This window comes from Mycobacterium marinum (genome assembly GCF_003391395.1).
In the GTDB taxonomy this organism is placed as follows: domain Bacteria; phylum Actinomycetota; class Actinomycetes; order Mycobacteriales; family Mycobacteriaceae; genus Mycobacterium; species Mycobacterium marinum.
Window position 1 is genome coordinate 2,702,432 of sequence record NZ_CP024190.1, and the last position, 26,581, is coordinate 2,729,012.

Sequence of the window (26,581 nt, forward strand, 5' to 3'; positions counted from 1 at the left end):
GCTACGCGGTCTTACGCAGCAAGATCAGCGAACGGCCGGGCACAGATACGGTGTCTTCGGCCTTCACCACCGCGTCGGCATCGCCGGCTGGATGGTTGGTGTCCAGCTCCACCGTCCATTCGTTGGCATAGTCATCGTGCGGCATGACGAACTCCACCGTTTCGTCATGGGCGTTGAAGCACAACAGAAATGAGTCGTCAACGACTCGTTCACCGCGGGCGTTGGGTGCGGTGATCGCCTCACCGTTGAGGAACACCGCAACGCACTTGTGGAAGCTGCGGTTCCAATCGTCGTGCAACATCTCCTGGCCGCTCGGGGACAGCCAGGCGATGTCTCGCACCTCGTCGCCGGTTCGGATCGGCTCACCCTCGAAAAACCGTCGCCGACGAAAGACCGGATGGTTTCGGCGCAACGTGGTCGCCTTGCGGGCGAATGCCAGCAGGTCGGCATTCGCTTCAACCAATGACCAGTCCATCCACGATATTTCGGAGTCCTGGCAGTAGACATTGTTGTTGCCCTGTTGGGTGCGCCCGATTTCGTCGCCATGGGCAATCATCGGTGTGCCCTGGCTGACCATCAAGGTGGCCCAGAAGTTGCGCATTTGGCGGTAGCGCAGCGCCACGATGTCGGGATCGTCGGTGGGGCCCTCGATGCCGCAGTTCCAGGAGCGGTTGTGACTTTCCCCGTCACGATTGTCTTCGCCGTTGGCGCTGTTGTGCTTTTCGTTGTAAGAGACCAGGTCGTTGAGGGTGAACCCATCATGAGCGGTGACGAAGTTGATGCTGGCGCTCGGCCGTCGACCGGTCGCCTCATAGAGATCCGACGACCCGGTCAGCCGGGAAGCGAATTCGCCAAGGGTTGCGGGCTCGCCCCGCCAGTAGTCACGCACAGTATCGCGGTATTTCCCGTTCCACTCCGTCCACAAACCGGGAAAGTTGCCGACCTGGTAGCCGCCTTCGCCGACGTCCCACGGCTCGGCGATCAACTTGACCTGGCTGACCACCGGATCCTGCTGCACCAGGTCGAAAAACGCGCTCAGTCGGTCCACGTCGTGCAACTCGCGGGCCAAAGTCGCGGCCAGGTCGAAGCGGAATCCGTCGACGTGCATCTCGATCACCCAGTAGCGCAGCGAGTCCATGATCAGCTGCAGCACGTGGGGGTGGCGGGCGTTGAGGCTGTTGCCGGTGCCGGTGTAGTCCTTGTACCAGCGCAGGTCGGAGTCAACCAGCCGGTAGTACGCGGAGTTGTCGATACCGCGGAAGTTGATCGTTGGGCCGAGGCGATTGCCTTCGGCGGTGTGGTTGTACACGACGTCGAGGATGACCTCGATGCCTGCTTCGTGCAGGCTGCGCACCATGGACTTGAACTCTCCCACCGCGCTGCCGGCTTGGCGGTTGGCTGCGTATTGGTTGTGCGGGGCGAAGAATCCAAAGGTGTTGTAGCCCCAGTAGTTCCGTAGGCCTAGGTCCAGCAGTCGCGAGTCGTGCATGAATTGGTGCACCGGCATCAGTTCGATGGTGGTGACATTGAGGGACTTCAGGTGGTCGATGATCGCCGGGTGGGCCAGCCCAGCGTAGGTGCCGCGAAGTTCCTCGGGGATGTCCGGATGGGTCTGGGTCATGCCTTTGACGTGGGCTTCGTAGATGACGGTCTCGTGGTAGGGAATCATCGGAGCCCGGTCATAACCCCAGTCGAAGAACGGGTTGATCACCACACTTGTCATGGTGGAGCCCAGGGAGTCGACCATGGGAGGGATACCGGGGTCGGCCGAGCCCAGGTCGACAGTCTTCATGTCATAGGAGAACAGCGCCTGCCCGAAGGTGAAATCGCCGTCGAACGCCTTCCCGTACGGGTCGAGCAGCAGCTTGCTCGGGTCACAGCGGTGCCCGGCCGCGGGGTCGAATGGCCCGTAGACCCGAAAGCCGTAGCGCTGGCCGGGGCTGATGTTGGGGAGATAGGCGTGCCAGACGTATCCGTCGACCTCCTCGAGAGAGATCCGCGATTCGCTATCGTCGTCGGCGATCAGGCAGAGCTCGACCCGGTCGGCGATTTCGGAAAAGAGCGAAAAGTTGGTGCCGGCGCCGTCATAGGTGGCTCCCAGTGGATACGCGCTGCCCGGCCATACGGTGGGCAGCGGAGGTGGCGTTACGCCAGAGTCCACGGCGTTGTTCGGCGACATCGTATGACCTTATCCGCGTTGGGGGTTGGTCCGCGTATTTCGCGCTGACAAGCCCGGCGCCCTGTCGGGCCGGCGCGGCCGGACAGGCGAGGGCGGATCTCACCACCAGCCGGTGATTGCTGCGATCTGCCGCCCGAGTTCGGGGGCCATGGTGCGGGCATAGGTGGGTGTCATGTGGTGAGCGTCACGGTAGATCAGCACATTTCCCTCGACCGCGCGACAGTAGTCGGGCCGACATATCGCGTCTGACATGTCGATCGGTTTGAGGTTCGGGAACCGGTCTACGAAATCCAACGTGGTGTTGTAGTCCGACAGCAGTTCAGAGCGCTTGATTCCGCAGGACTGCGCATCGCCCCCCTTGGCCAGGCAGTCCGCCGGTTTGAACGGCTGGCCGTCCTTGACCATCCAGGGAGTGTCCCGAACCGCGAGGACGGGAATGTTGTTGTCGGCAAATGTTTGCCAGATACCGATGTAGGTGGCCGGCATGACGTCGCCCGGCTTGATGTTCCACGGCCGTGTCGACGTGGTGAACACATAGTCGGGACGGTCGGTGACCAGTTTCTCCATCGTCTTCTGCACCCACTCGCGGCACTGCGGGTACGGGGCGTTGTTGCCCATGATCAGCGGGACTTCTTCGGTGGACAGCGGGCAGCCCATCTTGAGGTACGTCACCACCTTGAAGTGATGCAGACGCCCGAGCAGATCCAGTGCCGGAAGCCAATGTTCGGCGTGCGAACCTCCGGCGAGCGCGATGGTCCGGGAAGCGTCCACATCGCCGTAGGTGCAATTGACCAGCGCCGGATTGACGAAGTCACTGATGCAGCCGTCTCGAGTGGAAGCGGGAAAGTCGCCTTTGGCTTCGAACACGGTGGGGCGCATCCGCAGTTTGGGCACCCGGACATGGTCGGTCAGGGCACGTGCTCCGGGATAGTCGTTGGCGCTGAGTCCCCGGAGCTCTTTGCCGGAGGCGCGTTCGACGATCACGTGCTCTCGCCAGGTGAACGACGTAGCGGTCAGGGTGACGCCCAGCAACACCACGACCGACCCCATCGCGATGGTCGGCCGGCGCAACCGGAGCTGCCAGGGAATCGCTTGCGTCTTGACTGCGGCGGCGGTGCCCGACGGCGCGCGATACCGCAATGGGTCTTCGACGTGGCGAGTGGTCAGAAATGCCAGTACTCCCGATACCAGCAGTATCGCTGCACCCTCGATGAAGTTTGCGTGCCGGTGGCCGGTGTAGGAGAGCCAGAAGATCAGCAGCGGCCAGTGCCATAGGTACAGCGAGTAGGCCATCGCGCCGAGCGTCACCAGTGGCCCGGCGGCCAGCAGTCGATTGGGTAGCGGAAGACGGTCGCGGGTGCTCGGATGGGCCTGCCGGTTGGCCCCAGCCATGATCATCAGCATCGCCGCGCCGACTGGTACCAACGCCCATGGGCCAGGAAATTCTTGGACGCCGTTGATCAGGGCGCCGCACGACAGGACTATCGCCAACCCCACGGTGGCCGCGATGGTGCGCAGCCACATCGGCCAGCGAATGTAGGGCACCAGCGCACCCACCAGCGCCCCCAGGAGCAGCTCCCAGGCCCGCGCAAAGCTGTTGTAGTACGCGGTCGGCTGGTAGGCCTGGTGGGCGATGATCGCATAAACAAAGGACGCGATCGTGAGCGCGCTGAGCAGCACCACGAACATGGTCCGCAGATGGGTGCCGAGCAGACGCCGGAACAAAAAGGTGCACCCGGCGATCAAAAGCAGGAAGGCCAGATAGAACTGGCCCTGCACCGACATCGACCAGATGTGCTGTAGCGGGCTGACCGCTTCGCCGGCGCGCAGGTAGTCCGCGGCAGAGTTGGCCAGTTCCCAGTTCTGGTAGTAGCCCAGACTGGCCAGGCTCTGGTCGGCGAACGCTTCCCATCGGGTCTGCGGTTGAACCAGGATGGTGAGCAACGCACAGGCGGCTAGGACCACGACCATGGCCGGCAGCAGCCGGCGGATCAGCCGGATCAGCTCAGTTACCGGTGAGAGCTTCAGACTCGGATTCAGGGCGGTGCGCAGAATCTTGCCGCCGAAAAAGAACCCCGATAGCGCCAAGAAGACGTCCACTCCGCCGGAAACCCGGCCGAACCAAACGTGGAATATGGCTACGAGGGCGATCGCGATACCGCGCAAACCGTCCAGATCATGGCGGTAAAAGCCGGTTTTTCGGGTCCCCATAGCGACCGGCGCCGCGGCGGCGGTCGGTGATGTGGGCGGTGTCAGCGTCTGCATGGTCGACTGACAATTTACCGAAAAGCCACCTGCTTCCCTCGCTGAGCAGCGATGTCAGCGAGAGATGCAGGTGGCGTGGGTTGGGAACTACCCCGGTTGACGGTCGGTTACCGCGCGGTGGTGGCCGGAGCCGGCTGCAGCGGCACCAACTGTGTCGGTGCCTGCTGAACTGGGGATTGCTGGGTCGGCAGCTGTTGTAGGGGGACTTGTTGGGTCGGCGCCTGGCGGGTCGGTGCCTGCAGCGGTGCCTGCTGAGTCGGCAACTGTTGGGCGGGTGCCTGTTGCAGCGGTGCCTGCTGAGTCGGCACCTGCTGAGTCGGCACCTGCTGCAGCGGTGCCTGTCGAAGCGGGGTCTGCGGCAGCGGTGTCTGCTGCAACGGCGCTTGCGAAGCGCCGAGGATCCGGACCAGGTAAGGCATCATGTCGGTGGTGCGTACCGGCGAGACCTGCACGACGTCGCCCACCTCCAACATCTGCCCGTTTCCGAGGTACATCGCCACGCTCTGGGTGCCCTCGGGGCCGTAGAAGAGCAGGTCGGCCTTGCGGGCCTGCTGCGGCAGGACCTTCTGGCCGACTTTGTACATCTCACCGGAGGAGCGCGGCAGCTTGATCCCAGCGCCGGCGTAGGCGTATTGGATCAACCCCGACGCGTCGAATCCGACGGTGTAGATGCCCGTCCCCTTGCCGCGGGACGGACCCGTGATACCGCCGCCGGCCCAGGAGAACGGCACGCCGCGCTGCGAAAGTCCGCGCGCGACCACGACGTCGGTTGCCTGCTGGTAGTCCACCGGCCGGACACTGGGGTCGGCGGCCGCGATGCCCGGGGCGGCCGCCATCGGGGCCGCCATCATCACCAAACCGATCGCGAAGGCGTAGATGCGTTTCATCGGGATTCCAATCTCCTAGGCTCTCCCAGGCCCTCTGGTGGGCCTCCTGTGCCTCAGCGCGGTGACTTCGCGCGTCCGCCGCTGTTCCATGACTCACGCGATGGCCGCTACGTCGAGACCTAACGCCGTTGCATGACAGTTGGAAACGTGAACCAGTCGGTTAGGTCGCTGTATTCACATCAGTCACTACAGCCACTTTGACAACGGATGTGTTCGCTCGCCAGGTCCCCAGGTCATTTTTTGTCTTAACGTGACCGGACAGTGACTGTGCTGGTCAGTGGCCTATCGGCGGTTGTGATTTCGGTCTCAGCAGCCGTGCTGGCCGCGCTCGGGGAGCCGTGTCGATCAGTGCCAGTAGGTTTCACTGAAGCCGGTCAGCGCGTACCCGATCACCGAAGTGACCGTGATGACGGCGATGGCGATGATCGGCCAGAAGGACATGTACCAGCCCTTCACCATGGAAACCAGCGGGCCGATCACGGCTGCGGCCACGGCCGCGCCGATGCCGCCCCACATGACCGGATAGATGTAGTAGTTGACGGCGAATGGCACAGGGGGGCAGTCCTCGGAAATGCACACGTTCTGGGAGAAGGCGAATAGCTGCGACGGCCAACTGGTCGTGGTCACCACAACCAGTAGCGCGCCCAAGAACGCGACCGTGAGGATCACATCCAGTGGAGCAATGCGCAGCGTGAGGATCTGCGGTGGCCGATCCTCGGTGTGGTCGGGGATCGGCGTTGCGTCGGTGTCTGAACCGGTCGTGTGGTCGTGCTGGTTCGGCAAAGCCATGTCATGCATGCTTCCCGATGTCCGGGCTTTGTGCGACCCGCAGCCGCGCGGGCCCAGGTACGGCCGCGTTCGGCTCGGTTACCCTCGGATTCCATGTCTGCCGCCGACACATCGAGGGGCGGTTTGACGCCCGAGCAAATCGGTGCGATCGATGCCGCCCACGTGTGGCACCCCTACAGCACCATTGGCACCACGGCCGCACCCAACCTGGTAGTGGTCTCGGCTCGCGGCGCCTGGCTGACCTTGATCCACGATGGCCAGCCGATCGAGGTGCTCGACGCGATGAGCTCCTGGTGGACCTCGGTCCACGGGCATGGGCACCCAGTGCTGGACGCGGCCGTGAGCGCCCAGGTGGGCACGATGAGCCACGTCATGTTCGGTGGGTTGACCCACGAACCGGCGGCCAGGCTGGCCAAACTGCTCGTCGATATCACCCCGGCCGGTTTGGAAACGGTCTTTTTCAGCGACTCCGGATCGGTGGCGGTGGAAGTCGCGGTGAAGATGGCGTTGCAGTATTGGCGCAGTCGTGGCCGGCCGGGAAAGCACCGCCTGATGACCTGGCGCGGCGGCTACCACGGCGACACTTTCACGCCGATGAGCGTCTGCGACCCCGAGGGCGGGATGCACTCGCTATGGACCGACATCCTGGCCCGGCAAGTGTTCGCGCCGCACGTGCCACACGATTACGACCCCGCCTACAGCGCGGCGTTCGAAGCGCAACTGGCACAGCATGCCGCCGAATTGGCGGCCGTCGTCGTCGAACCGGTGGTGCAAGGAGCGGGCGGGATGCGCTTCCACGACCCGCGCTATCTGGCTGACCTGCGAGATTTCTGTCGGCGCCATGAGGTGCTCTTGATCTTCGACGAGATCGCCACCGGCTTCGGCCGCACCGGCGAACTCTTCGCTGCCGACCATGCCGGGGTGAGCCCGGACATCATGTGCGTCGGCAAGGCGCTCACCGGTGGTTATCTCAGTCTGGCCGCCACGTTGTGCACGACGGACATCGCGCACACCATCAGCGCCGGTGCGGCCGGCGCGCTGATGCACGGACCGACCTTCATGGCGAATCCGCTGGCCTGCGCGGTGTCGGTGGCCAGCGTCGAGCTGCTGCTCGAACAGGACTGGCGAGGCACGGTCGCCGGGATCGCTTCCGGTTTGACCACCGGACTCGAACCCGCTCGGGCATTGCCAGGGGTGACCGACGTGCGGGTACGCGGCGCGATCGGCGTGATCGAATGCGACCGACCGGTCAATTTGTCTGTCGCCACCCCAGTTGCCCTAGAGCACGGTGTCTGGCTGCGTCCGTTTCGCAACCTGGTCTACGCGATGCCGCCATACATCTGCGCCCCGGATGAGATCGCGCAGATCAGCTCCGCGATGGTCGAGGTCGCGCGTCTCGTAGGCTGAAGGCTCATGGGCGCCCCCACACAGATTCCGATTGAGACGTCGCCGCTGGCCTGGCTGGACGCTGTCGAACGGCAGCGCCGCGATGCTGGGCTGCGTCGCTCGCTGCGCCCGCGTCCTCCCGTCGGTACCGAGTTGGACCTTGCGTCCAACGATTACCTGGGGCTGTCCCAGCACCCCGACGTGATTGAAGGCGGTGTCCAGGCACTGCGCATCTGGGGCGCAGGCGCCACCGGTTCGCGCCTGGTCACCGGCGACACCGAGCTGCACCAGCAGTTGGAAGCCGAACTCGCCGAATACGTCGGCGCTGCCGCGGGCCTGTTGTTTTCGTCGGGTTACACGGCGAACTTGGGAGCCGTCGTCGGCCTGTCCGGGCCGGGTTCGCTCTTGGTCTCCGATGCGTACTCGCACGCGTCCCTGGTGGACGCCTGCCGCCTTTCGCGCGCTCGGGTGGTCGTGACGCCGCACCGCGACGTTGCTGCGGTGGACGCGGCGCTGGCCTCGCGCGACGAGCAACGGGCCATGGTCATCACCGACTCGGTGTTCAGCGCCGACGGCACCTTGGCCCCGCTTCGTGAGTTGCTCGCCGCCTGCCGCCGGCACCGGGCCCTGCTCGTCATCGACGAGGCGCACGGACTGGGCGTTCGCGGTGGCGGGCGCGGGCTGTTGCACGAGCTGGGGCTGGCGGGTGCGCCCGATGTGGTGCTGACCACGACGCTGTCGAAAGCTCTCGGCAGCCAGGGCGGTGCCGTTCTGGGGCCGGCCGCGGTGCGTGCGCACCTCATCGATGCGGCCCGGCCGTTCATCTTCGACACCGGTTTGGCGCCGGCCGCAGTGGGCGCGGCGCGGGCCGCGCTGGGTGTGCTCAAGGCCGAACAGTGGCGGCCCGACGCGGTGTTGCAGAACGCCCGTGAACTTGCCGACATCTGCGACGTGCCCGAGACGCCGCAGTCCGCGGTGGTGTCCGTGCTGCTGGGCGACCCGGAGGTGGCGCTGGCCGCCGCGACGGCCTGTCTGGACGCCGGTGTCAAAGTGGGGTGCTTCCGGCCCCCGACGGTGCCCGCCGGGACATCACGGCTGAGACTGACGGCGCGCGCGTCGTTGAGTCCTGACGAGATGGAGCTGGCCCGGCGGGTGCTGACCGACGTTCTTCTCGGCCCTGCCGCGGCACGCCGTTGACCGTCCTGTGCGTCACCGGCACCTGCACCGGGGTCGGCAAGACGGTCGTCACCGCGGCGCTGGCGTCCCAGGCGAACCAAGCGGGTATCGACGTGGTTGTGTGCAAACCCGTTCAGACTGGCACCGGCAACGGCGACGACGATCTGGCCGAGATAGGTCGGCTATCCGGGGTAACCGAGCTGGTCGGCTTGGCGCGTTACCCGTTGCCGATGGCGCCTGTCGCGGCGGCGGAGCAGGCCGGGCAGCCGCTGCCCAGCCGCGATCAGTTGGTGCAGCACATTCGGGGTCTGGACCGTCCGGGCCGGTTGACGCTCGTCGAAGGTGCAGGCGGATTGCTCGTCGAGCTCGCCGACTCCGGCGGCACGCTGCGGGACCTCGCGGTCGATCTGGGTGCCGCCATGCTGGTGGTGGTCGCCGCGGGACTGGGCACGCTCAATCACACCGCATTGACCCTGGAAGCGCTTGCGGCGCAGAAGGTTTCATGCGCCGGTCTGGTGCTCGGCAGTTGGCCGGCGCATCCCGGATTGGTGGAATCCTCGAATCGGGACGCCCTGGCTCGCTTGGCTCCCATGCGGGCCGTGCTTTCCGCCGGAGCCGCGCAGCTCAGCGTTGCGGACTTCGCGGTCATGAGTGCGGGCGCGTTCGACCGCGAATGGGTAGCCACGTTGGTCGGTTGAGATGGTGCATTCGATCGAGCTGGTCTTTGACCGCGACACCGAGGCCGCGGTCCGCCGCATCTGGGAGGAGCTGGCCGGTGCCGGGATCCCCAGCCAGGCGCCGGCGAGCCGTCCGCACGTGACAATGGCCGTCGCCGATCGGATCAGCTCCGAGGTGGACGAGCTGCTGAGCCCGGTTGCCGCAACACTTCCCCTGAGTTGTGCGATCGGTGCGCCGGTCTTGTTCGGCCGGGCAAGCGTGGTCTTCGCACGCCTGGTGGTGCCAACAGCCGAGCTGTTGGCACTGCACTCCGAGGTACACCGGTTGTGTGCTCCCTATCTGGACCCGGCGCCGATGCCGAATAGCCTGCCCGGGCATTGGACCGGCCATGTCACCCTGGCCCGGCGGGTCGGTGGGGCCCAGCTGGGGCGGGCACTGCGGATTGCCGGCCGCCCCGCACAAATCAATGGCAGTTTCGCCGGCCTGCGCCGCTGGGACGGGAACAAACGCGCTGAGCAACCGATCACATGACGGTGCTCAGCAAGGTGAAATCACAGCACAGCGCGCGGTGGGCTACCGCGTCAGGTTTGTGCAGCCGTGCACGGCTACCCTAAGTTGGCAGTTCTGTGCTCGACAGGCTCGGGCCAGACCACAGATTTTGACGAAGACCAGGGGAGTACTTGGTGACTCAGGCGGCTACTCGACCCAGCAATGACGCCGGCCAGGATGGCGTGACCGAACCAGACATTCTGGCCGTGGCGCGGCAGCAGGTGCTGGAGCGTGGGGAGGGCTTGAATCAGGAGCAGGTCCTGCAGGTCCTGCAGCTATCGGAGGACCGCCTGGAAGAACTGCTGGCGCTGGCCCATGACGTCCGGATGCGCTGGTGCGGCCCCGAGGTCGAGGTCGAGGGCATCATCAGCCTAAAGACCGGTGGCTGCCCGGAGGATTGCCACTTCTGCTCGCAATCGGGCCTGTTCAGCTCGCCGGTACGCAGCGCCTGGTTGGACATCCCCAGCCTGGTCGAGGCGGCCAAGCAGACGGCCAAGTCCGGCGCTACCGAATTTTGCATCGTGGCGGCGGTCCGCGGTCCCGATGCCAGGCTGCTGTCCCAGGTCGCCGCGGGCATCGAGGCGATTCGAAACGAAGTCGAAATCAACGTCGCCTGCTCGCTGGGCATGCTGACCGCCGAGCAGGTGGAACAGCTCGCGGCGATGGGTGTGCATCGCTACAACCACAACCTGGAGACCGCTCGCTCGTACTTCACCAACGTCGTTACGACGCACACGTGGGAGGAGCGCTGGCAGACGCTCACGATGGTGCGCGACGCCGGCATGGAGGTGTGTTGCGGCGGCATCCTCGGTATGGGGGAGACGCTGGAGCAGCGCGCCGAATTCGCCGCCAACCTGGCCGAGCTGGACCCCGACGAGGTCCCGTTGAACTTCCTCAACCCCCGCCCCGGCACCCCCTTCGGTGACCTCGAGGTGCTGCCGGCCGGCGAAGCGCTCAAGGCGGTTGGTGCGTTCCGATTGGCGCTACCGCGCACGATGCTGCGCTTTGCCGGTGGCCGCGAGATCACCCTCGGCGACCTGGGCGCCAAGCGTGGGATCCTGGGCGGCATCAACGCGGTGATCGTCGGAAACTACCTGACCACGCTCGGCCGTCCGGCCGAAGCTGACCTGGAACTGTTGGAAGACCTACAGATGCCGTTGAAGGCGCTCAACGCAAGTTTGTAGGAAATCAAGGACATTGTGGTGGGAAGTCTCGGTGCTCCGGTCACTGCCGGCGTCTACAACGTCTACACCGGCGAACTGGCGGGTACGACCACGCCCACAGCGGCCCAGTTAGGTCTGGAGCCGCCGCGGTTCTGTGCCGAATGCGGACGGCGGATGATCGTGCAGATTCGTCCCGATGGTTGGTGGGCGCGATGCTCGCGGCACGGGCAGGTGGACTCTTCGGAGTTGGAGACGCGTCGGTGACCGAGGAATCGGTGCCTGCTGTTCCCACCACGTCCCACGAGGCGCAGCCGCCCGTCGACGCGGTGGGGCTGCCGGATTCCGGTGGCCCTCGAACGTCGCGAACCCGCGCAATCACCACCGTGATGCTCGGTCTTACCGCGGTTGGCCTGTTGGTTGGCGGACTTTGGGCCTGGGTGGCTCCGGCCGTTCATGCCGTGGTCGCCGTCACCCGGACGGGCGAGCGTGTGCACGATTACTTGGGTAGCGAGTCAGAGAATTTCTTTGTCGCACCGTTCTTGATGCTCGGGCTGTTGGGTGTGGTGGCCGTGGTGGCGGCGGTGCTGATCTGGCAGTGGCGTGAACACAGAGGGCCCGCGATGGTGGCCGCCTTTGCGGCCGGGCTGGTGGGCGCCGCGGCGGCGGCAACCGCCGTCGGTGCGTTGCTGGTGTACTGGCGCTATGGCGCGTTGGATTTCGACACGGTGCCGCTGGCCAGCGGCGATCACTCGTTGACATACGTGATTGAGGCGCCGCCGGTGTTTTTCGCCCGCCACGCGTCTTTGATAGCGGCCACCCTGTTGTTGCCCGCGGCCGTCGGGTCACTGGTGTACGCACTGATGGCGGCCGGAACCGTGCGTGATGATCTGGGCGGCTACCCGCCGGTCGAGCCCCGGCCGGCCGCACCCGCAAAAGCCCCCGAAGCGCCGGTGCCGTAACGGATTTCGGTGCGGCTCAAAGTGGACAATCCACGGTGGGCGGCCTTACAGCGGGCGGCGATGAATCTTGCGTCCGGTGATCATCTTGGCGGCGATGACGGCCAATCGTGCCATGCCCGCATAGGTCATCGGGTTGAACATCGTCGGCCACGTGGTTCGAATGACGTGTTCGGTCAGCGGCAGGCCTGCGAATCGGTCGGTGAGCCAGCGCAGCGTCATCGGGGCGGACAGCGGGTGCAACATCATGTGCTCGTTGAAGGCATCCCGGTGGTAGGTAACCCTGGCACCACCCGTCGAATAGGACTCGGCCAGCGTGTCGATGTCATCGACGGAGATGAGATAGTCGTGGACGGCCTGCACGATCAACACCGGGGGTGCCGGCACGGCGGCGCCCAGTTTGATGTCGTCGAAGACGTGCACAACTTCTGGTGTGGACAGAACATCGTCGAGCGGCTCGTCCAGGTAGTGGCCCAAGTCGTTGTTGGCCATCCGGATGACCGCTTCGGCGGTGGTCATCTGCTCGAGCCGCTCGAGCAACTCGATCCCATCTTCGTTGGCATGTTGTTTGATCACCCGGTCCAGCCCCGGGTAGGCGTGTCCGAGGGCGGCCACCACCATTGCGGGCAGGCCCGCAAGCAGGGTTCCGTTGAGCCGACGGAAGGTATTACCCAGGTCGCCGACCGGCGAACCCAGCACGGCTCCGACGATGTTGAGCTCAGGCGCGTACTCGCCGCACATTTCGGCAGCCCATGCGCTGGCCAGGCCCCCGCCCGAGTAGCCCCACAATCCGATCGGCGCCGATTGCGGCAGCGCCAGACGTTCGGCGCTCAGGGCCGCCCGGATACCGTCCAGGACCCGGTAGCCCGGCTCGTAGGGCGTTCCCCAAAGCCCCCGGACACCTTCGTGGTCAGGTACTGAGACCGCCCACCCCTCGGCAACGGCGGCGGTGATCAGCAGCAGCTCCAACTGGGTCAATGAGCCGATCGCTTTGGCTCCGCGGCGCAGCGCGTAGGAGGGAAAGCAGCGCGAGGACATGGCGTCGATCGCGCACTGGTAGGAGAGCAGCGGGTAGGTCTGTCCGGGCGCAACTTCGGCGGGAAGAATCACCGTGGTCACGGTGGCCTCGGGATTGCCGTACATGTCCGTGGTCCGGTACAGCAGTTGAGTGCCGGTGATGGACTGCGGGATCAAGCCCAGAAACGCCAGCTCGACCTCGCGCGAGCGCAACACCGTACCCGGTTCGGCATGGTGGTAGCCGGCGGGCGGGTCATAAAACGGATCGTCACTCGGCAGCAGGGGACGTACCTTGCGCTGCAGTTCCTCATGCGGCGGCCGGCCGATCCATTCGGCGGCGCGCGCGTCTGCCAGACTGCCGAGCTTCACCATTAAGGCTCCCTTCATGGCCTTCGGCATTCTCGCGCACGATCCATCCCGAACCAGATGGGATGGCAGCGCAGTAAGCCAGTTACGGTTCTGTGCCGGCAGCCGAACGGCGCCAGCATCTCTTAACGAGCTCTTAGTAGTCTCATACAAGCTACAGGATTCAACCGCGAAATTGACATTGACATGGCGTGGTCCCGGTCACAATTTGCACCGGGCTTGGATCGGCAATGTCGATTGTTTCGCAACGGCACCCTAGGGCCCGCCAAAATGCCACTACAGGCTGGGTATTCGGAATCGAGCTCGGGTATTTGGCGGTGACGAAAAAATGGTGGTTGATCGCTATCTGAACCCGGCCGGCCTCAGCCTGGAGGGCGCAGCGCCGCGAACTCGTCGGTGACTCTGAGCTGGGAATCGGTAAACCTGTACATCGCGGCGGGGCGGCCGCCGCTGCGGCCGGACTGCGCGAAGGTGCCGGTCTGGGTGATCACCTTTCGGCGGCCCAGGACCCGTTGCAGATTCGTCGTATCGACCTGATAGCCCAGTGTCGCCCCGTAGATGTCACGCAACGTGGAGAGTGCGAATTCTTTAGGTGTCAAGGCAAATCCGATATTGGTATACGACATTTTCGCCGCCAGTCGAGCGTGGGCGTGGGTCACCATCGGGCCGTGATCGAATGCCATCGGGGGCAGTGCATTCACTGGATGCCAGCGCGTGTCGGCCGGCAGCTCGGGAGTGGCCGGGGAGGGGACCAGGCCGAGGAATGTCGACGCGATGACGCGGGTGTCGCCCGGCACCCGGTGCGGATCCGAGAACACCGCGAGTTGCTCTAGGTGGGACAACTCGCGCAGATCAACCTTCTCCGCGAGCTGGCGACGCACCGAGGTGGTCAAGTCCTCGTCGCTGCGCAGCCGCCCGCCCGGTAGTGACCAGGCGCCTTTCTGTGGATCTTGCGCACGTTGCCATAACAGCACGTTAAGCTGCGGTTTCCCCCCTCGAGATGCCGCTGTGATCTGGCGAACCTGAAAGACCGCAGCCAGAACTTCATGAGCGGTGTTACTATTGGGCATGTTTTCGATTGTAAGTCGAAAACCTCCTGGGCGTGAAAGGAGCCGCCGTGACGGTCTTGAATCGCATGGACACGCTCGCTTGTGACGTGAGTGGTATGACCGACCGCATCAGCGATTCGCCGCTGGGCTACGTCGGGGTCGACGGTGACCAACAGTGGGCCGCGGAAGTTCGCCGGTTGGCGCGGTTACGAGGAGCTACGCTGCTGGCGCACAACTACCAGCTGCCGGCCATCCAAGACGTAGCCGACCATGTGGGGGACTCGCTGGCGCTGTCGCGCATCGCTGCCGAGGCGCCCGAAGGCACCATCGTGTTCTGCGGGGTGCACTTCATGGCCGAGACCGCGAAAATCCTGAGCCCGAACAAGACGGTATTGATTCCCGATCAACGAGCCGGCTGTTCATTGGCCGACTCCATTAGTCCCGACGAATTGCGGGCCTGGAAAGCCGAGCACCCGGGCGCTGTCGTTGTCTCTTACGTCAATACCACCGCGGAAGTGAAAGCGCTCACCGACATTTGCTGCACCTCGTCGAACGCCGTCGACGTGGTCGCGTCTATCGATCCGGACCGCGAGGTGCTGTTCTGCCCCGACCAGTTCCTGGGCGCCCACGTGCGGCGCGAGACCGGCCGCGGAAACCTGCACGTCTGGGCCGGTGAATGTCATGTACACGCCGGGATCAACGGCGATGAACTCAGTGAGCAAGCTCGCGCCAACCCCGAGGCTGAACTGTTTGTGCACCCCGAGTGTGGGTGCGCCACCTCTGCGCTCTACCTGGCCGGAGAAGGTGCCGTCCCCGCGGAGCGGGTAAAGATCCTGTCCACCGGTGGGATGCTCGACGCGGCGCACGAGACCCGCGCGCGCAAGGTGCTGGTGGCCACCGAGGTCGGGATGCTCCATCAACTGCGCCGGGCCGCACCGCAGGTCGACTTCCAAGCGGTTAACGACCGGGCGTCGTGCAAGTACATGAAGATGATCACTCCCGCGGCCTTGCTGCGTTGCCTGCTCGAAGGGGCCGACGAAGTTCATGTCGATCCCGACGTGGCGGCGGCGGGCCGGCTCAGTGTCCAGCGGATGATCGAAATCGGCCAGCCCGGTGGTGGCGAATGAGGACGAGTCCCACTTGGCGGGATGCGGCCGACGTCGTCGTAATCGGCACCGGTGTGGCCGGTCTGGCCGCCGCACTGTCCGCTCATCGCGCTGGCCGCAGCGTCGTCCTGCTCAACAAGGCCGCCGACACCGTTGGAGCCACCGCAACCCACTACGCGCAGGGCGGTATAGCGGTGGTACTGCCGGGCGGCGACGATTCGGTCGATGCGCACGTGGCCGACACCGTGACCGCGGGTGCCGGGCTGTGCGATCTCGAAGCCGTGTACTCGATCGTCGCTGACGGGTTCCGCGCGGTGACCGACCTGGTCGGCGATGGCGCGAAGTTCGACGAAACATCAACCGGTCGTTGGGCTCTCACGCGTGAAGGTGGGCACTCGCGGCGGCGCATCGTGCATGCCGGAGGCGACGCGACCGGTGCCGAAGTCCAGCGCGCACTCGATCAAGCCGCTGGTCTGCTGGACATCCGCGCCAGCCACGTGGCGCTGCGAATACTGCACGACGACACCGCGGTAACGGGAGTGTTGGTGCTCAACCCGAACGGTGTGGGCATCATCAGCGCGCCGTCGGTGATCTTGGCCACCGGTGGGCTGGGGCAGTTGTACAGCGCGACCACCAACCCCGATGGCGCCACCGGTGACGGAATCGCGCTGGCGCTATGGGCCGGCGTCGCGGTCAGCGATCTCGAATTCATCCAATTCCACCCGACCATGCTGTTCGACGGGAGCAGTGGTGGCCGTCGTCCGCTGATCACCGAGGCAATTCGCGGAGAAGGCGCGAGATTGCTTGACCGGCAGGGCCGGTCGATTACCGCCGGTGTTCACCCGCTGGGAGACTTGGCGCCTCGTGATGTGGTGGCGGCGGCCATTGACGCGCGGATGAAGGCCAACGGAGATCCATGCGCCTACCTGGACGCGCGTAGTATCAAGGGTTTCGAGTCGCGGTTCCCGACCGTCACCGCCTCGTGTCGGGCGGCTGGCATCGATCCCGTTCGGCAGCCGATACCGGTGGTCCCGGGAGCCCATTACAGTTGCGGCGGCGTCATTACCGATGTGTACGGAAACACCGAGCTGCCAGGCTTGTTCGCGGCAGGTGAGGTGGCCCGCACCGGCATGCACGGTGCCAACCGGCTGGCGTCCAACAGCTTGCTCGAAGGACTGGTGGTCGGTGGCCGGGCCGGCAAGGGCGCGGCCGCGCATGCGGCGGCCGCCGGGCTTGCGCATGCGACGATGCCCGAGCCGATTGCGCATACCGCGCCCCGCCGTGATGACCTGCAGCGGGCGATGAGTCGCGACGCGTCGGTGGTTCGCGATGCCGCCGGGTTGCACCGGCTGGCCGAGATGCTGGACGGGCCGACTCGTGGCATTGCCGACCGCAATGACTTCGAAGATGTGGCCCTGGCGCTCGCCGCCCGCGTCGTGGGTGCTGGTGCCCTGGCGCGCAACGAAAGTCGCGGTTGCCACCACCGCGCCGAGTACCCGGACGTGGTGCCTGAGCAGGGACGCGGCATCGTGGTCCGATTGGCTGGCGACCAGGACTCGGTTTGTGTGGAGGCGTTGGCGGCGGTGGGCTGATGACGCTTACCGATCAAGAACGCGACGCGGTCCGAGAGACCATTCGGCGCGGCCTCGACGAGGATCTCTGCTACGGGCCCGATGTCACCACGATCGCGACGGTGCCGGCTGATGCGACCGCGACGGCGTCAATGGTTCCCCGGGAGGCCGGAGTGATCGCCGGGGTGGACGTCGCGCTGATGGTGCTCGATGAGGTCATCGGTAAAGACGGCTATCAGGTGCTCGGCCGTGTCGACGATGGCGCCCGGTTGCAGACCGGCGAGCCGGTGCTGACGATCCGGGCGCAAACGCGAGGTCTGCTGACCGCCGAACGCACCATGTTGAACCTGGTCTGCCACTTGTCGGGGATCGCGACGGCAACGGCAGCCTGGGTAGAGGCGGTGCACGGAACGAAGGCCAGGATTCGCGACACCCGCAAAACCCTGCCCGGCCTGCGGGCCTTGCAGAAGTACGCGGTTCGCGTTGGCGGCGGAGTCAACCACCGGCTCGGTCTCGGTGATGCCGCGCTGATCAAAGACAATCATGTCGCCGCCGCCGGATCGGTGCTTGAAGCATTGCGGGCCGTGCGGGCTGCGGCGCCCGATCTGCCCTGTGAAGTCGAGGTTGACTCCCTCGAACAGCTTGACGAGGTACTGCCCGAGAAGCCCGAACTGATCCTGCTGGACAATTTCCCGGTTTGGCAGACCCAGACGGCGGTGCAGCGGCGGGATTCGCGGGCGCCCACCGTCTTGCTCGAGTCCTCGGGCGGGCTCAGCCTTGACACCGCGGCGACCTATGCGGCGACAGGTGTGGACTACCTCGCAGTCGGTGCGCTGACCCATTCGGTGCGGGTGCTCGACATCGGTTTGGACATGTGAGCCCTGGCTGACGGGATCATCCGCGTGCCGACGCTGCCGTTGCTGTGGCAGCGTGCGGGCCTCAGGCGATATCCGCGACGAATACTCCGATGCGGCGCAATTGCACACGCGCCATCATCGGCAGCTCATCGCTTTGGGAGCCGGCCGGCAGAATTCGCGGATTGACGATGTGCACCTGACGGCGGGTAAAGAAAACATCGGCTTCGCCCGCGGCCAGAACGTTTTTCACCCAGTCGGTTTTTCCGTGACCCAGCGCAATGGCCAACACATTGCCCTTGCGGTACACCGTCACGATTGTCTTGTAGGGTTTGCCGGATTTGCGGCCCTGGTGGGTGATGGTGGCCGTACCCGGAAGGTAGCGCGCAATGGGTTTGAGTGCGGGATTGATGTATTTGATCTGGAAACGCTCGAACCAGGGCGGGAACACCATCGGCACGCCGGGAGCGTTGTTCGGGTGGTCCTTTGCCGACATGTTGGCTCCCTTTCGCAAGTGCGTACCTGGGCGGCTCTACCGGCACTGTACCGGTCGGAATTCGACTTGAGTTGCTCTGGGACAATGGTTGGCGTGAGTACACCGCGTTCACTGTTGGCCCGTGTTGACCTACGGGGAGCGGAGTTGACTGCCGCCGGGTTGCGGGCCGCTCTACCGCGTGGCGGAGCCGACGTGGAGGCGGTCTTGCCGAAGGTCCGGCCGATTGTGGCGGCGGTGGCCGAACGCGGGGCGCAGGCCGCGCTGGAATTCTGCGAGTCGTTCGACGGGGTGCGGCCCGCGGCCGTCCGGGTGCCCCAGGCCGCGCTGGCAGCGGCGCTGGACGAGCTCAGCCCAGACGTTCGCGACGCGCTGCAGGTGATGATTGAGCGGACCCGGACGGTGCACGCCGATCAGCGCCGAACCGATGTCGTCACGACGCTCGGCCCGGGAGCTACCGTGACCGAGCGTTGGATCCCCGTCGAGCGAGTCGGTTTGTATGTGCCGGGGGGCAACGCGGTCTACCCGTCCAGTGTGGTGATGAACGTGGTGCCCGCGCAGGCGGCGGGGGTGGATTCGCTCGTGGTCGCCAGCCCGCCCCAGGCCAGCCATGGCGGGCTGCCGCATCCGACCATTCTGGCCGCGGCCCGCCTGTTGGGAGTCGACGAGGTATGGGCGGTCGGAGGGGCGCAGGCGGTTGCGTTGCTGGCCTATGGCGGCACCGACGTCGACGGTCACGAGTTGGCGCCGGTGGACATGATCACCGGGCCGGGCAACATCTACGTCACGGCCGCAAAGCGGCTGTGCCGTTCGCAGGTAGGCATTGACGCCGAAGCGGGGCCGACCGAAATCGCGATCCTGGCCGACCACACAGCCGACCCCGCGCACGTGGCCGCGGATCTGATCAGTCAGGCCGAGCACGATGAGATGGCTGCCAGTGTGCTGGTTACTCCGAGTGAGCACCTCGCCGATGCCACCGATGCCGAACTGGCTGCTCAGTTGGCGACGACGGTGCATCACGAGCGAGTGACAACCGCGTTGGGGGGTCGCCAGTCGGCGATCATCTTGGTCGACGATCTCGATGCCGGCGTCAAGGTGGTGAATGCCTATGCGGCTGAGCACCTCGAGATCCAGACCGCAGACGCGCCACAAGTCGCCAGCCGGATCCGTTCGGCCGGCGCCATCTTCGTTGGGCCGTGGGCGCCGGTGAGCCTCGGTGACTACTGCGCGGGGTCCAACCATGTGCTGCCGACCGCGGGATTCGCGCGGCATTCCAGCGGCCTGTCGGTGCAGACCTTCCTGCGTGGCATCCACGTTGTCGACTACACCGAGGCGGCTCTCAAAGACGTGTCGGGGCATGTGCTTACCCTCGCCAAGGCCGAAGATCTGCCGGCGCACGGGGAAGCGGTAAGGCGGAGGTTCGAACGATGACCAGCGCACCCCGGCCACGGCCCACCCTGGACGATCTGCCCTTGCGTGAGGATCTGCGCGGCAAGTCGCCTTACGGAGCGCCACAACTGGCGGTTCCGGTACGTCTGAACACCAACGAGAACCCGCACCCGCCCACTCAGGCGCTCGTTGACGATGTGGTGCGTTCGGTGGGGGAGGCGGCGGTCGACTTGCACCGTTATCCCGACCGCGACGCCGTCGCCCTGCGTACCGACCTCGCCAATTACCTGACCGCCCAGACCGGTATCCGCATCGGCTTCGAGAACGTCTGGGCCGCAAACGGTTCCAACGAGATTCTGCAGCAACTTCTGCAGGCATTCGGCGGGCCGGGCCGCACCGCCATCGGTTTCGTCCCCTCGTACTCGATGCACCCGATCATCTCCGACGGCACTCACACGGAATGGGTCGAGACAGTCAGGGCCGATGGCTTTGGCCTTGACATCGACGCTGCCATCGCCGTCGTGTCCGACCGCAGACCGGATGTCGTATTTATTACCAGTCCCAACAACCCCACTGGACAGAGCGTTTCGCTGACGGAACTGCGCAGGCTGCTCGACGTGGTCCCGGGCATTCTGATTGTCGACGAGGCCTACGGCGAGTTTTCCTCGCAGCCCAGCGCGGTGGGATTGATCGAGGAGTACCCGACCCGGCTAGTCGTCACCCGCACCATGAGCAAGGCGTTCGCGTTCGCCGGCGGGCGGCTCGGCTACCTGGTGGCTACGCCGGCATTGATTGATGCCTTACTGCTGGTGAGGCTGCCTTACCACTTGTCGTCGGTAACTCAGGTGGCAGCGCGAGCCGCGCTACGGCACGCCCAGGACACCCTGGGCAGTGTCGCGACGTTGATCGCCGAGCGTGAGCGTGTGTCAAAGAAGTTGGCCGGCATGGGCTTTAGGGTGATACCAAGCGATGCAAACTTTGTGCTGTTCGGCGAATTCGCCGATGCCCCGGCCGCCTGGCAGCGATACCTCGACCAGGGTGTCTTGATCCGTGACGTCGGGATACCCGGCTACTTGCGGGCAACTACCGGGTTGGCCGACGAAAACGATGCGTTTCTGCGGGCGAGTGCGCGGATCGCTGCCACCGACCTGGCCCCAGCTGCCGCAAGCCCCGTAGGAGCACCATGACAGCCACCGAAACAGGCACCGCCGTCCGTCGGGCGCGCATCGAGCGGCGCACCCGCGAATCCGACATCGTCATCGACCTGGATCTGGATGGCACCGGACAAGTCGACGTCGACACCGGTGTGCCGTTCTTCGACCACATGCTCACGGCGCTGGGCAGTCACGCCAGCTTCGATCTGACGGTGCGTACCAAGGGTGATGTTGAGATCGAGGCGCATCACACCGTCGAGGACACCGCGATTGCGCTGGGCCAGGCGCTCGGGCAGGCCCTGGGTGACAAGAAAGGCATCCGGCGGTTCGGAGACGCCTTCATTCCGATGGACGAGACACTGGCCCACGCCGCGGTGGATGTGTCCGGCCGCCCGTACTGTGTGCACACCGGAGAGCCGGATCACCTGCAGCACACCACTATTGCCGGGAATTCGGTGCCTTACCACACCGTGATCAACCGGCACGTGTTCGAGTCGCTGGCCATGAATGCCCGCATCGCGCTGCACGTTCGGGTGCTCTACGGTCGCGATCCACACCACATCACTGAAGCGCAGTACAAGGCTGTTGCCCGGGCGTTGCGCCAAGCCGTCGAGCCGGATCCTCGGGTATCGGGCGTGCCGTCCACCAAAGGCGTTCTATGAGCGGCACGCCGCGGCCAAAATCGGTGGTCGTGCTCGACTACGGTTCCGGCAATCTGCGGTCGGCGCAGCGCGCCTTGCAGCGGGTTGGTGCCGACACCGTCGTGACCGCCGACGAGAAGGCTGCGATGGCCGCGGACGGACTGGTGGTGCCGGGGGTTGGCGCGTTCGAGGCTTGCATGACCGGTCTGCGCAAGATCGGCGGTGAACGCATCATCGCCGCGCGGGTTGCCGCGGGGCGTCCGGTGCTCGGAGTCTGCGTCGGCATGCAGATTCTGTTCGCCCGCGGGGTGGAGTTCGGGGTGGAAACTCAGGGGTGTGGCCTGTGGCCGGGTGCCGTTACCCGGCTGGACGCCCCGGTGATCCCGCACATGGGCTGGAACGTCGTGACCGCTCCCGCGGACAGTGTGCTGTTCAAAGGCCTGGAGCCCAAGGCCCGGTTTTATTTCGTGCACTCCTACGCCGCGCAGCGCTGGGAAGGGTCGTCCGGAGCCCGATTGACATGGGCCACCCATCAGGTACCTTTCCTGGCCGCGGTCGAGGATGGCCCGCTGGCCGCAACCCAGTTCCACCCGGAGAAGAGCGGGGACGCCGGTGCGGCCGTACTGAGCAACTGGGTAGAAAACTTGTGAAGGAAGAGACTGTGCCATTGATATTGTTGCCCGCTGTCGACGTGGTCGAGGGTCGCGCCGTGCGATTGGTCCAAGGCAAGGCCGGCAGTGAAACGGAATACGGCTCGGCGCTGGATGCCGCGCTGGGTTGGCAGCGCGACGGCGCGGAGTGGATTCACCTGGTCGACCTCGACGCCGCATTCGGCAGAGGGAGCAACCGCGAACTACTCGCGGAGGTGGTGGGCAAACTCGACGTTGCGGTAGAGCTATCCGGGGGTATTCGCGACGACGACTCGCTGGCCGCGGCACTGGCAACCGGTTGCGCCAGGGTGAACCTGGGTACCGCGGCGCTGGAAAACCCACAATGGTGCGCCCGGATGATCGCCGAGCATGGTGAGAAGGTGGCGGTCGGACTCGACGTCCAAATCGTGGACGGCAAGCATCGACTGCGCGGCCGGGGGTGGGAAACCGACGGCGGTGATCTGTGGGAGGTGCTGCAGCGCCTGGATAGCGAAGGATGTTCACGCTACGTCGTCACCGACGTGACCAAAGATGGCACGTTGGCAGGCCCCAATCTCGAACTGCTGGCAGGTGTGGCCGGTCGTACCGAGGCGCCGGTGATCGCATCCGGCGGTGTTTCCAGCCTGGATGACTTACGTGCGATCGCAACCCTGACGGGCCAGGGGGTCGAGGGTGCCATCGTGGGTAAAGCGCTCTACGCCGGAAGGTTCACCTTGCCGCAGGCGCTGACCGCGGTACGGGAGTAGACCGCAATGGATTTGGCTGCACGGTTGGTCACCTTGGTTGAGCAGGCGTCGGCAATTTTGGATGCCGCGGTGCCGAGGTTCCTCGGCGGCCACCGTGCCGATTCGGCAGTTCCCAAGAAGGGCAACGACTTTGCCACAGAGGTGGATCTCGCGATTGAGCGACAAGTCGTTGCGGCGCTGGAAGCTGCTACCGGAATCGGGGTACACGGCGAAGAATTCGGTGGTACCGATGTGGATTCGCCCTGGGTTTGGGTGCTCGACCCGGTCGACGGCACTTTCAACTATGCCGCCGGCTCGCCGATGGCCGCCATATTGCTCGGCCTGCTGCACGAAGGTGAACCGGTGGCCGGCCTGACCTGGTTACCGTTCATCGGCGAGCGCTACACCGCGGTGGCAGGTGGCCCGTTGCTGAGAAATGGCCTCCCGCAGGCATCGCTGGCTCCCGCGAAGTTGTCGGAGAGCCTCATGGGTGTAGGCACATTCAGCGTCGACTCCCGGGGCCGTTTTCCGGGGCGTTATCGGCTTGCGGTGCTGGAGAACCTCAGTCGGGTGTCATCGCGGTTGCGTATCCATGGGTCCACCGGCATCGACCTTGTTTATGTAGCCGACGGGATCCTAGGCGGTGCAATTAGTTTCGGCGGTCAGGTTTGGGATCATGCTGCGGGAGTCGCGCAGGTGCGGGCCGCGGGAGGCACCGTCACGACCTTGACCGGTGATCCGTGGACCCCAACCTCGCGTTCGGTGCTGGCCGCGGCGCCGGGAGTCCACGAAGAGATCCTTGAGATCGTACGTAAGACAGGCGACCCGGAGGACTACTGATATGTACACGGATACCGGCCTTGCGGTGCGCGTCATCCCGTGCCTGGATGTTGACGCCGGACGGGTGGTCAAGGGGGTCAATTTCGAGAATCTGCGGGATGCGGGCGATCCTGTGGAACTTGCGGCCGCATATGACGCCGAGGGAGCCGACGAACTTACCTTTCTCGACGTCACCGCGTCGTCGTCGGGCAGGGCCACCATGTTGGAAGTGGTGCGCCACACCGCGGAGCAAGTGTTCATTCCGCTCACGGTTGGCGGCGGGGTGCGTACCGTGGCTGATGTCGATCTATTGCTACGTGCGGGGGCCGACAAGGTTTCGGTGAACACGGCCGCGATCGCTCGCCCTGACCTGCTGGCCGACATGGCAACGCAATTCGGGTCCCAATGCATCGTGTTGTCCGTGGATGCGCGCAAGGTGCCGGTTGGCTGCGCCCCGACACCTTCGGGCTGGGAGGTCACTACTCACGGCGGCCGCCGTGGCACCGGTATCGATGCCGTGGAATGGGCCGCCCGCGGCGCCGACCTTGGAGTAGGGGAGATCTTGTTGAATTCCATGGATGCTGACGGCACCAAGGCGGGATTCGACCTGGCAATGTTGCGCGCGGTTCGCGCGGCGGTCACGGTTCCGGTGATCGCCAGCGGCGGCGCCGGGAACGTGGACCATTTTGCTCCCGCTGTTGCCGCCGGCGCTGACGCGGTATTGGCGGCCAGTGTCTTTCACTTCCGGGAGCTGACGATCGGCCAGGTCAAGGCCGCGATGGCCGCAGAAGGGATCACCGTGCGATGACTCTTGACCCAAACGTCGCCGCCCGCCTGAAGCGCAACGCCGACGGATTGTTCACCGCCGTGGTCCAGGAGCGTGGCAGCGGGGACGTGTTGATGGTCGCCTGGATGGATGACGATGCTTTGGATCGAACCTTGAAAACCCGTGAAGCGACCTACTATTCGCGATCTCGCGGCGAACAGTGGGTCAAGGGAGCGACCTCTGGACACACCCAGTATGTGCACTCCGTGCGGTTGGACTGCGACGGTGACACGGTGCTGCTCACCGTCGATCAGGTGGGTGGGGCCTGCCACACGGGTGACCACACCTGCTTCGACGCCACCGTGCTGCTTTGAACGGGGAAGGTGCCGCCGAGCCGAAACAGCACCGGCCAGCCTTCCGGCGAACAGTGAAGTGACGCAAGGGAAGTGAAGGACCGCCGGATCGGGCTGCCGCGACACATTCCGCGCGACCTGCATCAATCCGAAAGTAAATTGCCCTTTCTGCCCTCCAGCGGAATCTCGCCCGCGATCTTGCCGATCACCCGTCCCGGCCAGGCATAAGGCTGGCTATGGCGAGCAAAGAGCCGCCCGTCGGTCTCGGCCCGCAATTCCGTCTCCTCGCCAAGCGGGTCGATCACCGTGGCGACGAGATCGCCCTTGCGGACCAGATCTCCCAGCCGGCGGCGATAGGCGACGAGCCCCGTGACCGGCGAGCGCAGCTGCGCCATGGCCGTCAACGCCGTGGCGCGGCAGGACAAAGCCGGCTGCCCGCCCGGCCCATCGACAAAGCCGCGTCCGGCCAACATGCGCAGCAGCGCCATGGCTTGATCGGCGGCACGTTCGGGATCGACATCGTCATTGCATCCCATTTCCAGCGTGGCGGCCAGGCAGGCCGGCGGAATGGGCAGACCGGGATGGTTCGCGGCCAGCGCCCACCACGGACCGGCGCAGGCCTCATCGAAGGGGCGACCGCCCGACACCTCTGCCAGAAGCACCGCTCGCGCATCGATCGCGGCGGCGATGTCCTTGGCCGCCGGCCACAGCGCCGGGCCGACATACATGTGCGGCTCAGCCTCGTTGTCGGCGTGAAGATCGAGCACGAGGTCGGCGTCATGGGCGAGCGTCAGCAATCTGTGGCGCAGCTGCGCCAAGGCTCCATCCGGGGGCATCGCCGCAAGCCGCGCGGACATCGCGGCCCGGATCGTCTCGACGTTCGCCGCCGCGTCCGGTCCCAGCGACAGGCTTGGAAGGTCTGACAGATCGGCATAGTTCCGGTTGAAGTTTTCCCCGGTGCCGCTTTCGAGCCGACCGAACAGGAAGCTGGTTTCGGTCTGTGTCAGGCCGATCGGGTTTGCCTGCGGCACCAGCAGGATTTCACCATGGAGCGCGCCGCGAGCTTCCGCTTCGGCCAGATGCCCGGCCAGAATGCGCAAGACCAGCATGCCGGGCAACTCGTCGGCATGCAGGCCGGCCTGCAAATAGGCTTTCCTGCCCGTACCCGCCGCACCGAAGCTGAGCACAGTCAGTCGATGTGGCGAGCCCGGCAGTTCGTGGGTCTGGCGCAGCACGTTCTCACTCCGTCGGCGGAGCAGCCGGCTCACCGGCCGGAAGCACGAACACCTCTGTCTCGAAATAGGCCGCGCAGGCGGCATGCAGGCGATCGTTCAGCTTGCCTTCCGTCGCCAGCGCCCCTGCGATCAAACGATGACCGGGGGGCATGTCGCGCAGTTCGATTCCCTGCACATCGAGAAAGTTCGTCACGCCGGCCTCACCCAATTCCGGCAGCTCCATGGCGGCCTCGATGACGGCGAGCGCCGAGGTGTAGCGCGGCCCTGCGGCGGCAATGACGGGGGCGTTTGCAGCCGCTTTCTCCGTATCGGAAAGCAGTGTGGTCAGGGTGGTCCCATCGAAATACATGTCTGTCCTTTCTATT

Annotated in this window: 27 protein-coding genes; 18 read left to right on the plus strand and 9 right to left on the minus strand. The window is 65.3% G+C overall.

All coding sequences use genetic code 11. The annotated features are described in order from the left end of the window. Position 1: 1 nt before the first annotated feature. From glgX to CCUG20998_RS28095, 4 genes are all read right to left on the minus strand, one after another. The gene (gene glgX / locus CCUG20998_RS11420; RefSeq protein ID WP_020728685.1) at positions 2–2,179 is read right to left on the minus strand and encodes a glycogen debranching protein GlgX; all 2,178 of its coding nucleotides are present in this window, start codon (positions 2,177–2,179) and stop codon (positions 2–4) included. Positions 2,180–2,278: 99 nt separating this feature from the next. Next, positions 2,279–4,444 carry an acyltransferase family protein gene (locus CCUG20998_RS11425; RefSeq protein WP_020728686.1) on the minus strand — a complete coding sequence of 722 codons (2,166 nt, stop codon included), beginning with the start codon at positions 4,442–4,444 and terminating at the stop codon, positions 2,279–2,281. A gap of 107 nt (positions 4,445–4,551) precedes the next feature. Next, entirely contained in the window at positions 4,552–5,331 is a 780-nt protein-coding gene (gene ripD, locus CCUG20998_RS11430; RefSeq protein ID WP_020728687.1) for an NlpC/P60 family peptidoglycan-binding protein RipD, read from the minus strand. A 345-nt stretch (positions 5,332–5,676) separates the two neighbouring features. Continuing rightward, positions 5,677–6,120 carry a hypothetical protein gene (locus CCUG20998_RS28095; protein WP_012394130.1) on the minus strand — a complete coding sequence of 148 codons (444 nt, stop codon included), beginning with the start codon at positions 6,118–6,120 and terminating at the stop codon, positions 5,677–5,679. A 93-nt stretch (positions 6,121–6,213) separates the two neighbouring features. On the opposite strand from CCUG20998_RS28095, the gene CCUG20998_RS11440 reads away from it, so the two are divergent. The 7 genes from CCUG20998_RS11440 (at position 6,214) to CCUG20998_RS11470 (ending at position 12,031) form a co-directional block, all read left to right on the plus strand. After that, on the plus strand, positions 6,214–7,527 hold the full coding sequence (locus tag CCUG20998_RS11440; RefSeq protein WP_012394131.1) for an adenosylmethionine--8-amino-7-oxononanoate transaminase: 1,314 nt from the start codon (positions 6,214–6,216) through the stop codon (positions 7,525–7,527). Positions 7,528–7,533: 6 nt separating this feature from the next. Continuing rightward, positions 7,534–8,703 (plus strand): 8-amino-7-oxononanoate synthase, encoded by a 1,170-nt coding sequence (locus CCUG20998_RS11445; protein WP_020728688.1) that lies wholly within the window; start codon positions 7,534–7,536, stop codon positions 8,701–8,703. Continuing rightward, on the plus strand, positions 8,700–9,380 hold the full coding sequence (gene bioD, locus CCUG20998_RS11450) for a dethiobiotin synthase (protein WP_011739692.1): 681 nt from the start codon (positions 8,700–8,702) through the stop codon (positions 9,378–9,380). Before CCUG20998_RS11445 ends, bioD begins: the two co-directional genes overlap by 4 nt. A 1-nt stretch (position 9,381) precedes the next feature. Continuing rightward, positions 9,382–9,891: a 2'-5' RNA ligase family protein gene (locus tag CCUG20998_RS11455; protein WP_020728689.1), complete on the plus strand. Its 510-nt coding sequence runs from the start codon at positions 9,382–9,384 to the stop codon at positions 9,889–9,891. 152 nt (positions 9,892–10,043) lie between these two features. Continuing rightward, positions 10,044–11,093, plus strand: coding sequence for a biotin synthase BioB (gene bioB / locus CCUG20998_RS11460; RefSeq protein WP_012394135.1), 1,050 nt, complete (start codon positions 10,044–10,046; stop codon positions 11,091–11,093). Between the two features lie 3 nt (positions 11,094–11,096). Then, positions 11,097–11,336 carry a biotin synthase auxiliary protein BsaP gene (gene bsaP, locus CCUG20998_RS11465; RefSeq protein ID WP_085979814.1) on the plus strand — a complete coding sequence of 80 codons (240 nt, stop codon included), beginning with the start codon at positions 11,097–11,099 and terminating at the stop codon, positions 11,334–11,336. A 122-nt stretch (positions 11,337–11,458) separates the two neighbouring features. Further along, entirely contained in the window at positions 11,459–12,031 is a 573-nt protein-coding gene (locus CCUG20998_RS11470; protein ID WP_231389703.1) for a DUF2567 domain-containing protein, read from the plus strand. 45 nt (positions 12,032–12,076) lie between these two features. Here CCUG20998_RS11470 and CCUG20998_RS11475 read toward each other — a convergent pair whose 3' ends face one another. Both CCUG20998_RS11475 and CCUG20998_RS11480 read right to left on the minus strand, forming a co-directional pair. Next, positions 12,077–13,417, minus strand: a complete 1,341-nt coding sequence (locus CCUG20998_RS11475; protein WP_020728691.1) for a lipase family protein — start codon at positions 13,415–13,417, stop codon at positions 12,077–12,079. Between the two features lie 356 nt (positions 13,418–13,773). Continuing rightward, positions 13,774–14,481 (minus strand): NUDIX hydrolase, encoded by a 708-nt coding sequence (locus tag CCUG20998_RS11480; RefSeq protein ID WP_036455601.1) that lies wholly within the window; start codon positions 14,479–14,481, stop codon positions 13,774–13,776. A 47-nt stretch (positions 14,482–14,528) separates the two neighbouring features. Between CCUG20998_RS11480 and nadA the strand changes: the two genes are divergently transcribed. The 3 genes from nadA to nadC are packed head-to-tail and all read left to right on the plus strand — an operon-like array spanning position 14,529 to position 18,015. Beyond that, positions 14,529–15,587 carry a quinolinate synthase NadA gene (gene nadA, locus CCUG20998_RS11485; RefSeq protein WP_036455859.1) on the plus strand — a complete coding sequence of 353 codons (1,059 nt, stop codon included), beginning with the start codon at positions 14,529–14,531 and terminating at the stop codon, positions 15,585–15,587. Further along, positions 15,584–17,158: an L-aspartate oxidase gene (locus CCUG20998_RS11490; RefSeq protein ID WP_020728694.1), complete on the plus strand. Its 1,575-nt coding sequence runs from the start codon at positions 15,584–15,586 to the stop codon at positions 17,156–17,158. The genes nadA and CCUG20998_RS11490 overlap by 4 nt, the downstream gene beginning before the upstream one ends. After that, positions 17,158–18,015 (plus strand): carboxylating nicotinate-nucleotide diphosphorylase, encoded by an 858-nt coding sequence (gene nadC, locus CCUG20998_RS11495; protein WP_020728695.1) that lies wholly within the window; start codon positions 17,158–17,160, stop codon positions 18,013–18,015. The genes CCUG20998_RS11490 and nadC overlap by 1 nt, the downstream gene beginning before the upstream one ends. Before the next feature lie 61 nt (positions 18,016–18,076). Here nadC and CCUG20998_RS11500 read toward each other — a convergent pair whose 3' ends face one another. Then, positions 18,077–18,487 carry a nitroreductase family deazaflavin-dependent oxidoreductase gene (locus tag CCUG20998_RS11500; RefSeq protein ID WP_020725063.1) on the minus strand — a complete coding sequence of 137 codons (411 nt, stop codon included), beginning with the start codon at positions 18,485–18,487 and terminating at the stop codon, positions 18,077–18,079. A gap of 111 nt (positions 18,488–18,598) precedes the next feature. On the opposite strand from CCUG20998_RS11500, the gene hisD reads away from it, so the two are divergent. From hisD to hisI, 8 genes are read left to right on the plus strand one after another with little or no spacing between them, the layout of a single operon-like run. Then, positions 18,599–19,915 (plus strand): histidinol dehydrogenase, encoded by a 1,317-nt coding sequence (gene hisD / locus CCUG20998_RS11505; protein ID WP_103653972.1) that lies wholly within the window; start codon positions 18,599–18,601, stop codon positions 19,913–19,915. Beyond that, complete coding sequence (locus CCUG20998_RS11510; protein ID WP_020728697.1) at positions 19,912–21,060, plus strand: histidinol-phosphate transaminase; 1,149 nt, start codon at positions 19,912–19,914, stop codon at positions 21,058–21,060. Before hisD ends, CCUG20998_RS11510 begins: the two co-directional genes overlap by 4 nt. Next, positions 21,057–21,689, plus strand: coding sequence for an imidazoleglycerol-phosphate dehydratase HisB (hisB, locus tag CCUG20998_RS11515; RefSeq protein ID WP_011739705.1), 633 nt, complete (start codon positions 21,057–21,059; stop codon positions 21,687–21,689). Before CCUG20998_RS11510 ends, hisB begins: the two co-directional genes overlap by 4 nt. After that, positions 21,686–22,318 (plus strand): imidazole glycerol phosphate synthase subunit HisH, encoded by a 633-nt coding sequence (gene hisH, locus CCUG20998_RS11520; RefSeq protein ID WP_012394145.1) that lies wholly within the window; start codon positions 21,686–21,688, stop codon positions 22,316–22,318. Before hisB ends, hisH begins: the two co-directional genes overlap by 4 nt. 11 nt (positions 22,319–22,329) lie before the next feature. Beyond that, positions 22,330–23,064 (plus strand): bifunctional 1-(5-phosphoribosyl)-5-((5-phosphoribosylamino)methylideneamino)imidazole-4-carboxamide isomerase/phosphoribosylanthranilate isomerase PriA, encoded by a 735-nt coding sequence (gene priA, locus CCUG20998_RS11525; protein WP_015356001.1) that lies wholly within the window; start codon positions 22,330–22,332, stop codon positions 23,062–23,064. Between the two features lie 6 nt (positions 23,065–23,070). Then, the gene (locus CCUG20998_RS11530) at positions 23,071–23,883 is read left to right on the plus strand and encodes an inositol monophosphatase family protein (protein WP_020728698.1); all 813 of its coding nucleotides are present in this window, start codon (positions 23,071–23,073) and stop codon (positions 23,881–23,883) included. Between the two features lies 1 nt (position 23,884). Further along, positions 23,885–24,670, plus strand: coding sequence for an imidazole glycerol phosphate synthase subunit HisF (gene hisF, locus CCUG20998_RS11535; protein WP_020728699.1), 786 nt, complete (start codon positions 23,885–23,887; stop codon positions 24,668–24,670). Continuing rightward, complete coding sequence (gene hisI / locus CCUG20998_RS11540; RefSeq protein ID WP_011739710.1) at positions 24,667–25,002, plus strand: phosphoribosyl-AMP cyclohydrolase; 336 nt, start codon at positions 24,667–24,669, stop codon at positions 25,000–25,002. Before hisF ends, hisI begins: the two co-directional genes overlap by 4 nt. Before the next feature lie 122 nt (positions 25,003–25,124). Here the strand turns inward: hisI and CCUG20998_RS11545 are convergent, their stop codons facing one another. Next, positions 25,125–26,216, minus strand: coding sequence for a succinylglutamate desuccinylase/aspartoacylase family protein (locus CCUG20998_RS11545; protein WP_020728700.1), 1,092 nt, complete (start codon positions 26,214–26,216; stop codon positions 25,125–25,127). 4 nt (positions 26,217–26,220) lie between these two features. Next, the gene (locus CCUG20998_RS11550; protein ID WP_012394151.1) at positions 26,221–26,565 is read right to left on the minus strand and encodes a hypothetical protein; all 345 of its coding nucleotides are present in this window, start codon (positions 26,563–26,565) and stop codon (positions 26,221–26,223) included. Positions 26,566–26,581: the final 16 nt, after the last annotated feature.

Excerpts from the sequence above, each read along its gene's own strand:
- glgX (WP_020728685.1), bottom strand. The coding sequence starts at position 2,179 with ATGTCGCCGAACAACGCCGTGGACTCTGGCGTAACGCCACCTCCGCTG.
- CCUG20998_RS11425 (WP_020728686.1), bottom strand. The coding sequence starts at position 4,444 with ATGCAGACGCTGACACCGCCCACATCACCGACCGCCGCCGCGGCGCCG.
- ripD (WP_020728687.1), bottom strand. The coding sequence starts at position 5,331 with ATGAAACGCATCTACGCCTTCGCGATCGGTTTGGTGATGATGGCGGCC.
- CCUG20998_RS28095 (WP_012394130.1), bottom strand. The coding sequence starts at position 6,120 with ATGGCTTTGCCGAACCAGCACGACCACACGACCGGTTCAGACACCGAC.
- CCUG20998_RS11440 (WP_012394131.1), top strand. The coding sequence starts at position 6,214 with ATGTCTGCCGCCGACACATCGAGGGGCGGTTTGACGCCCGAGCAAATC.
- CCUG20998_RS11445 (WP_020728688.1), top strand. The coding sequence starts at position 7,534 with ATGGGCGCCCCCACACAGATTCCGATTGAGACGTCGCCGCTGGCCTGG.
- CCUG20998_RS11455 (WP_020728689.1), top strand. The coding sequence starts at position 9,382 with ATGGTGCATTCGATCGAGCTGGTCTTTGACCGCGACACCGAGGCCGCG.
- CCUG20998_RS11470 (WP_231389703.1), top strand. The coding sequence starts at position 11,459 with ATGCTCGGTCTTACCGCGGTTGGCCTGTTGGTTGGCGGACTTTGGGCC.
- CCUG20998_RS11475 (WP_020728691.1), bottom strand. The coding sequence starts at position 13,417 with ATGGTGAAGCTCGGCAGTCTGGCAGACGCGCGCGCCGCCGAATGGATC.
- CCUG20998_RS11480 (WP_036455601.1), bottom strand. The coding sequence starts at position 14,481 with ATGCCCAATAGTAACACCGCTCATGAAGTTCTGGCTGCGGTCTTTCAG.
- CCUG20998_RS11490 (WP_020728694.1), top strand. The coding sequence starts at position 15,584 with ATGAGGACGAGTCCCACTTGGCGGGATGCGGCCGACGTCGTCGTAATC.
- nadC (WP_020728695.1), top strand. The coding sequence starts at position 17,158 with ATGACGCTTACCGATCAAGAACGCGACGCGGTCCGAGAGACCATTCGG.
- CCUG20998_RS11500 (WP_020725063.1), bottom strand. The coding sequence starts at position 18,487 with ATGTCGGCAAAGGACCACCCGAACAACGCTCCCGGCGTGCCGATGGTG.
- CCUG20998_RS11510 (WP_020728697.1), top strand. The coding sequence starts at position 19,912 with ATGACCAGCGCACCCCGGCCACGGCCCACCCTGGACGATCTGCCCTTG.
- hisB (WP_011739705.1), top strand. The coding sequence starts at position 21,057 with ATGACAGCCACCGAAACAGGCACCGCCGTCCGTCGGGCGCGCATCGAG.
- hisH (WP_012394145.1), top strand. The coding sequence starts at position 21,686 with ATGAGCGGCACGCCGCGGCCAAAATCGGTGGTCGTGCTCGACTACGGT.
- CCUG20998_RS11530 (WP_020728698.1), top strand. The coding sequence starts at position 23,071 with ATGGATTTGGCTGCACGGTTGGTCACCTTGGTTGAGCAGGCGTCGGCA.
- hisF (WP_020728699.1), top strand. The coding sequence starts at position 23,885 with ATGTACACGGATACCGGCCTTGCGGTGCGCGTCATCCCGTGCCTGGAT.
- hisI (WP_011739710.1), top strand. The coding sequence starts at position 24,667 with ATGACTCTTGACCCAAACGTCGCCGCCCGCCTGAAGCGCAACGCCGAC.
- CCUG20998_RS11550 (WP_012394151.1), bottom strand. The coding sequence starts at position 26,565 with ATGTATTTCGATGGGACCACCCTGACCACACTGCTTTCCGATACGGAG.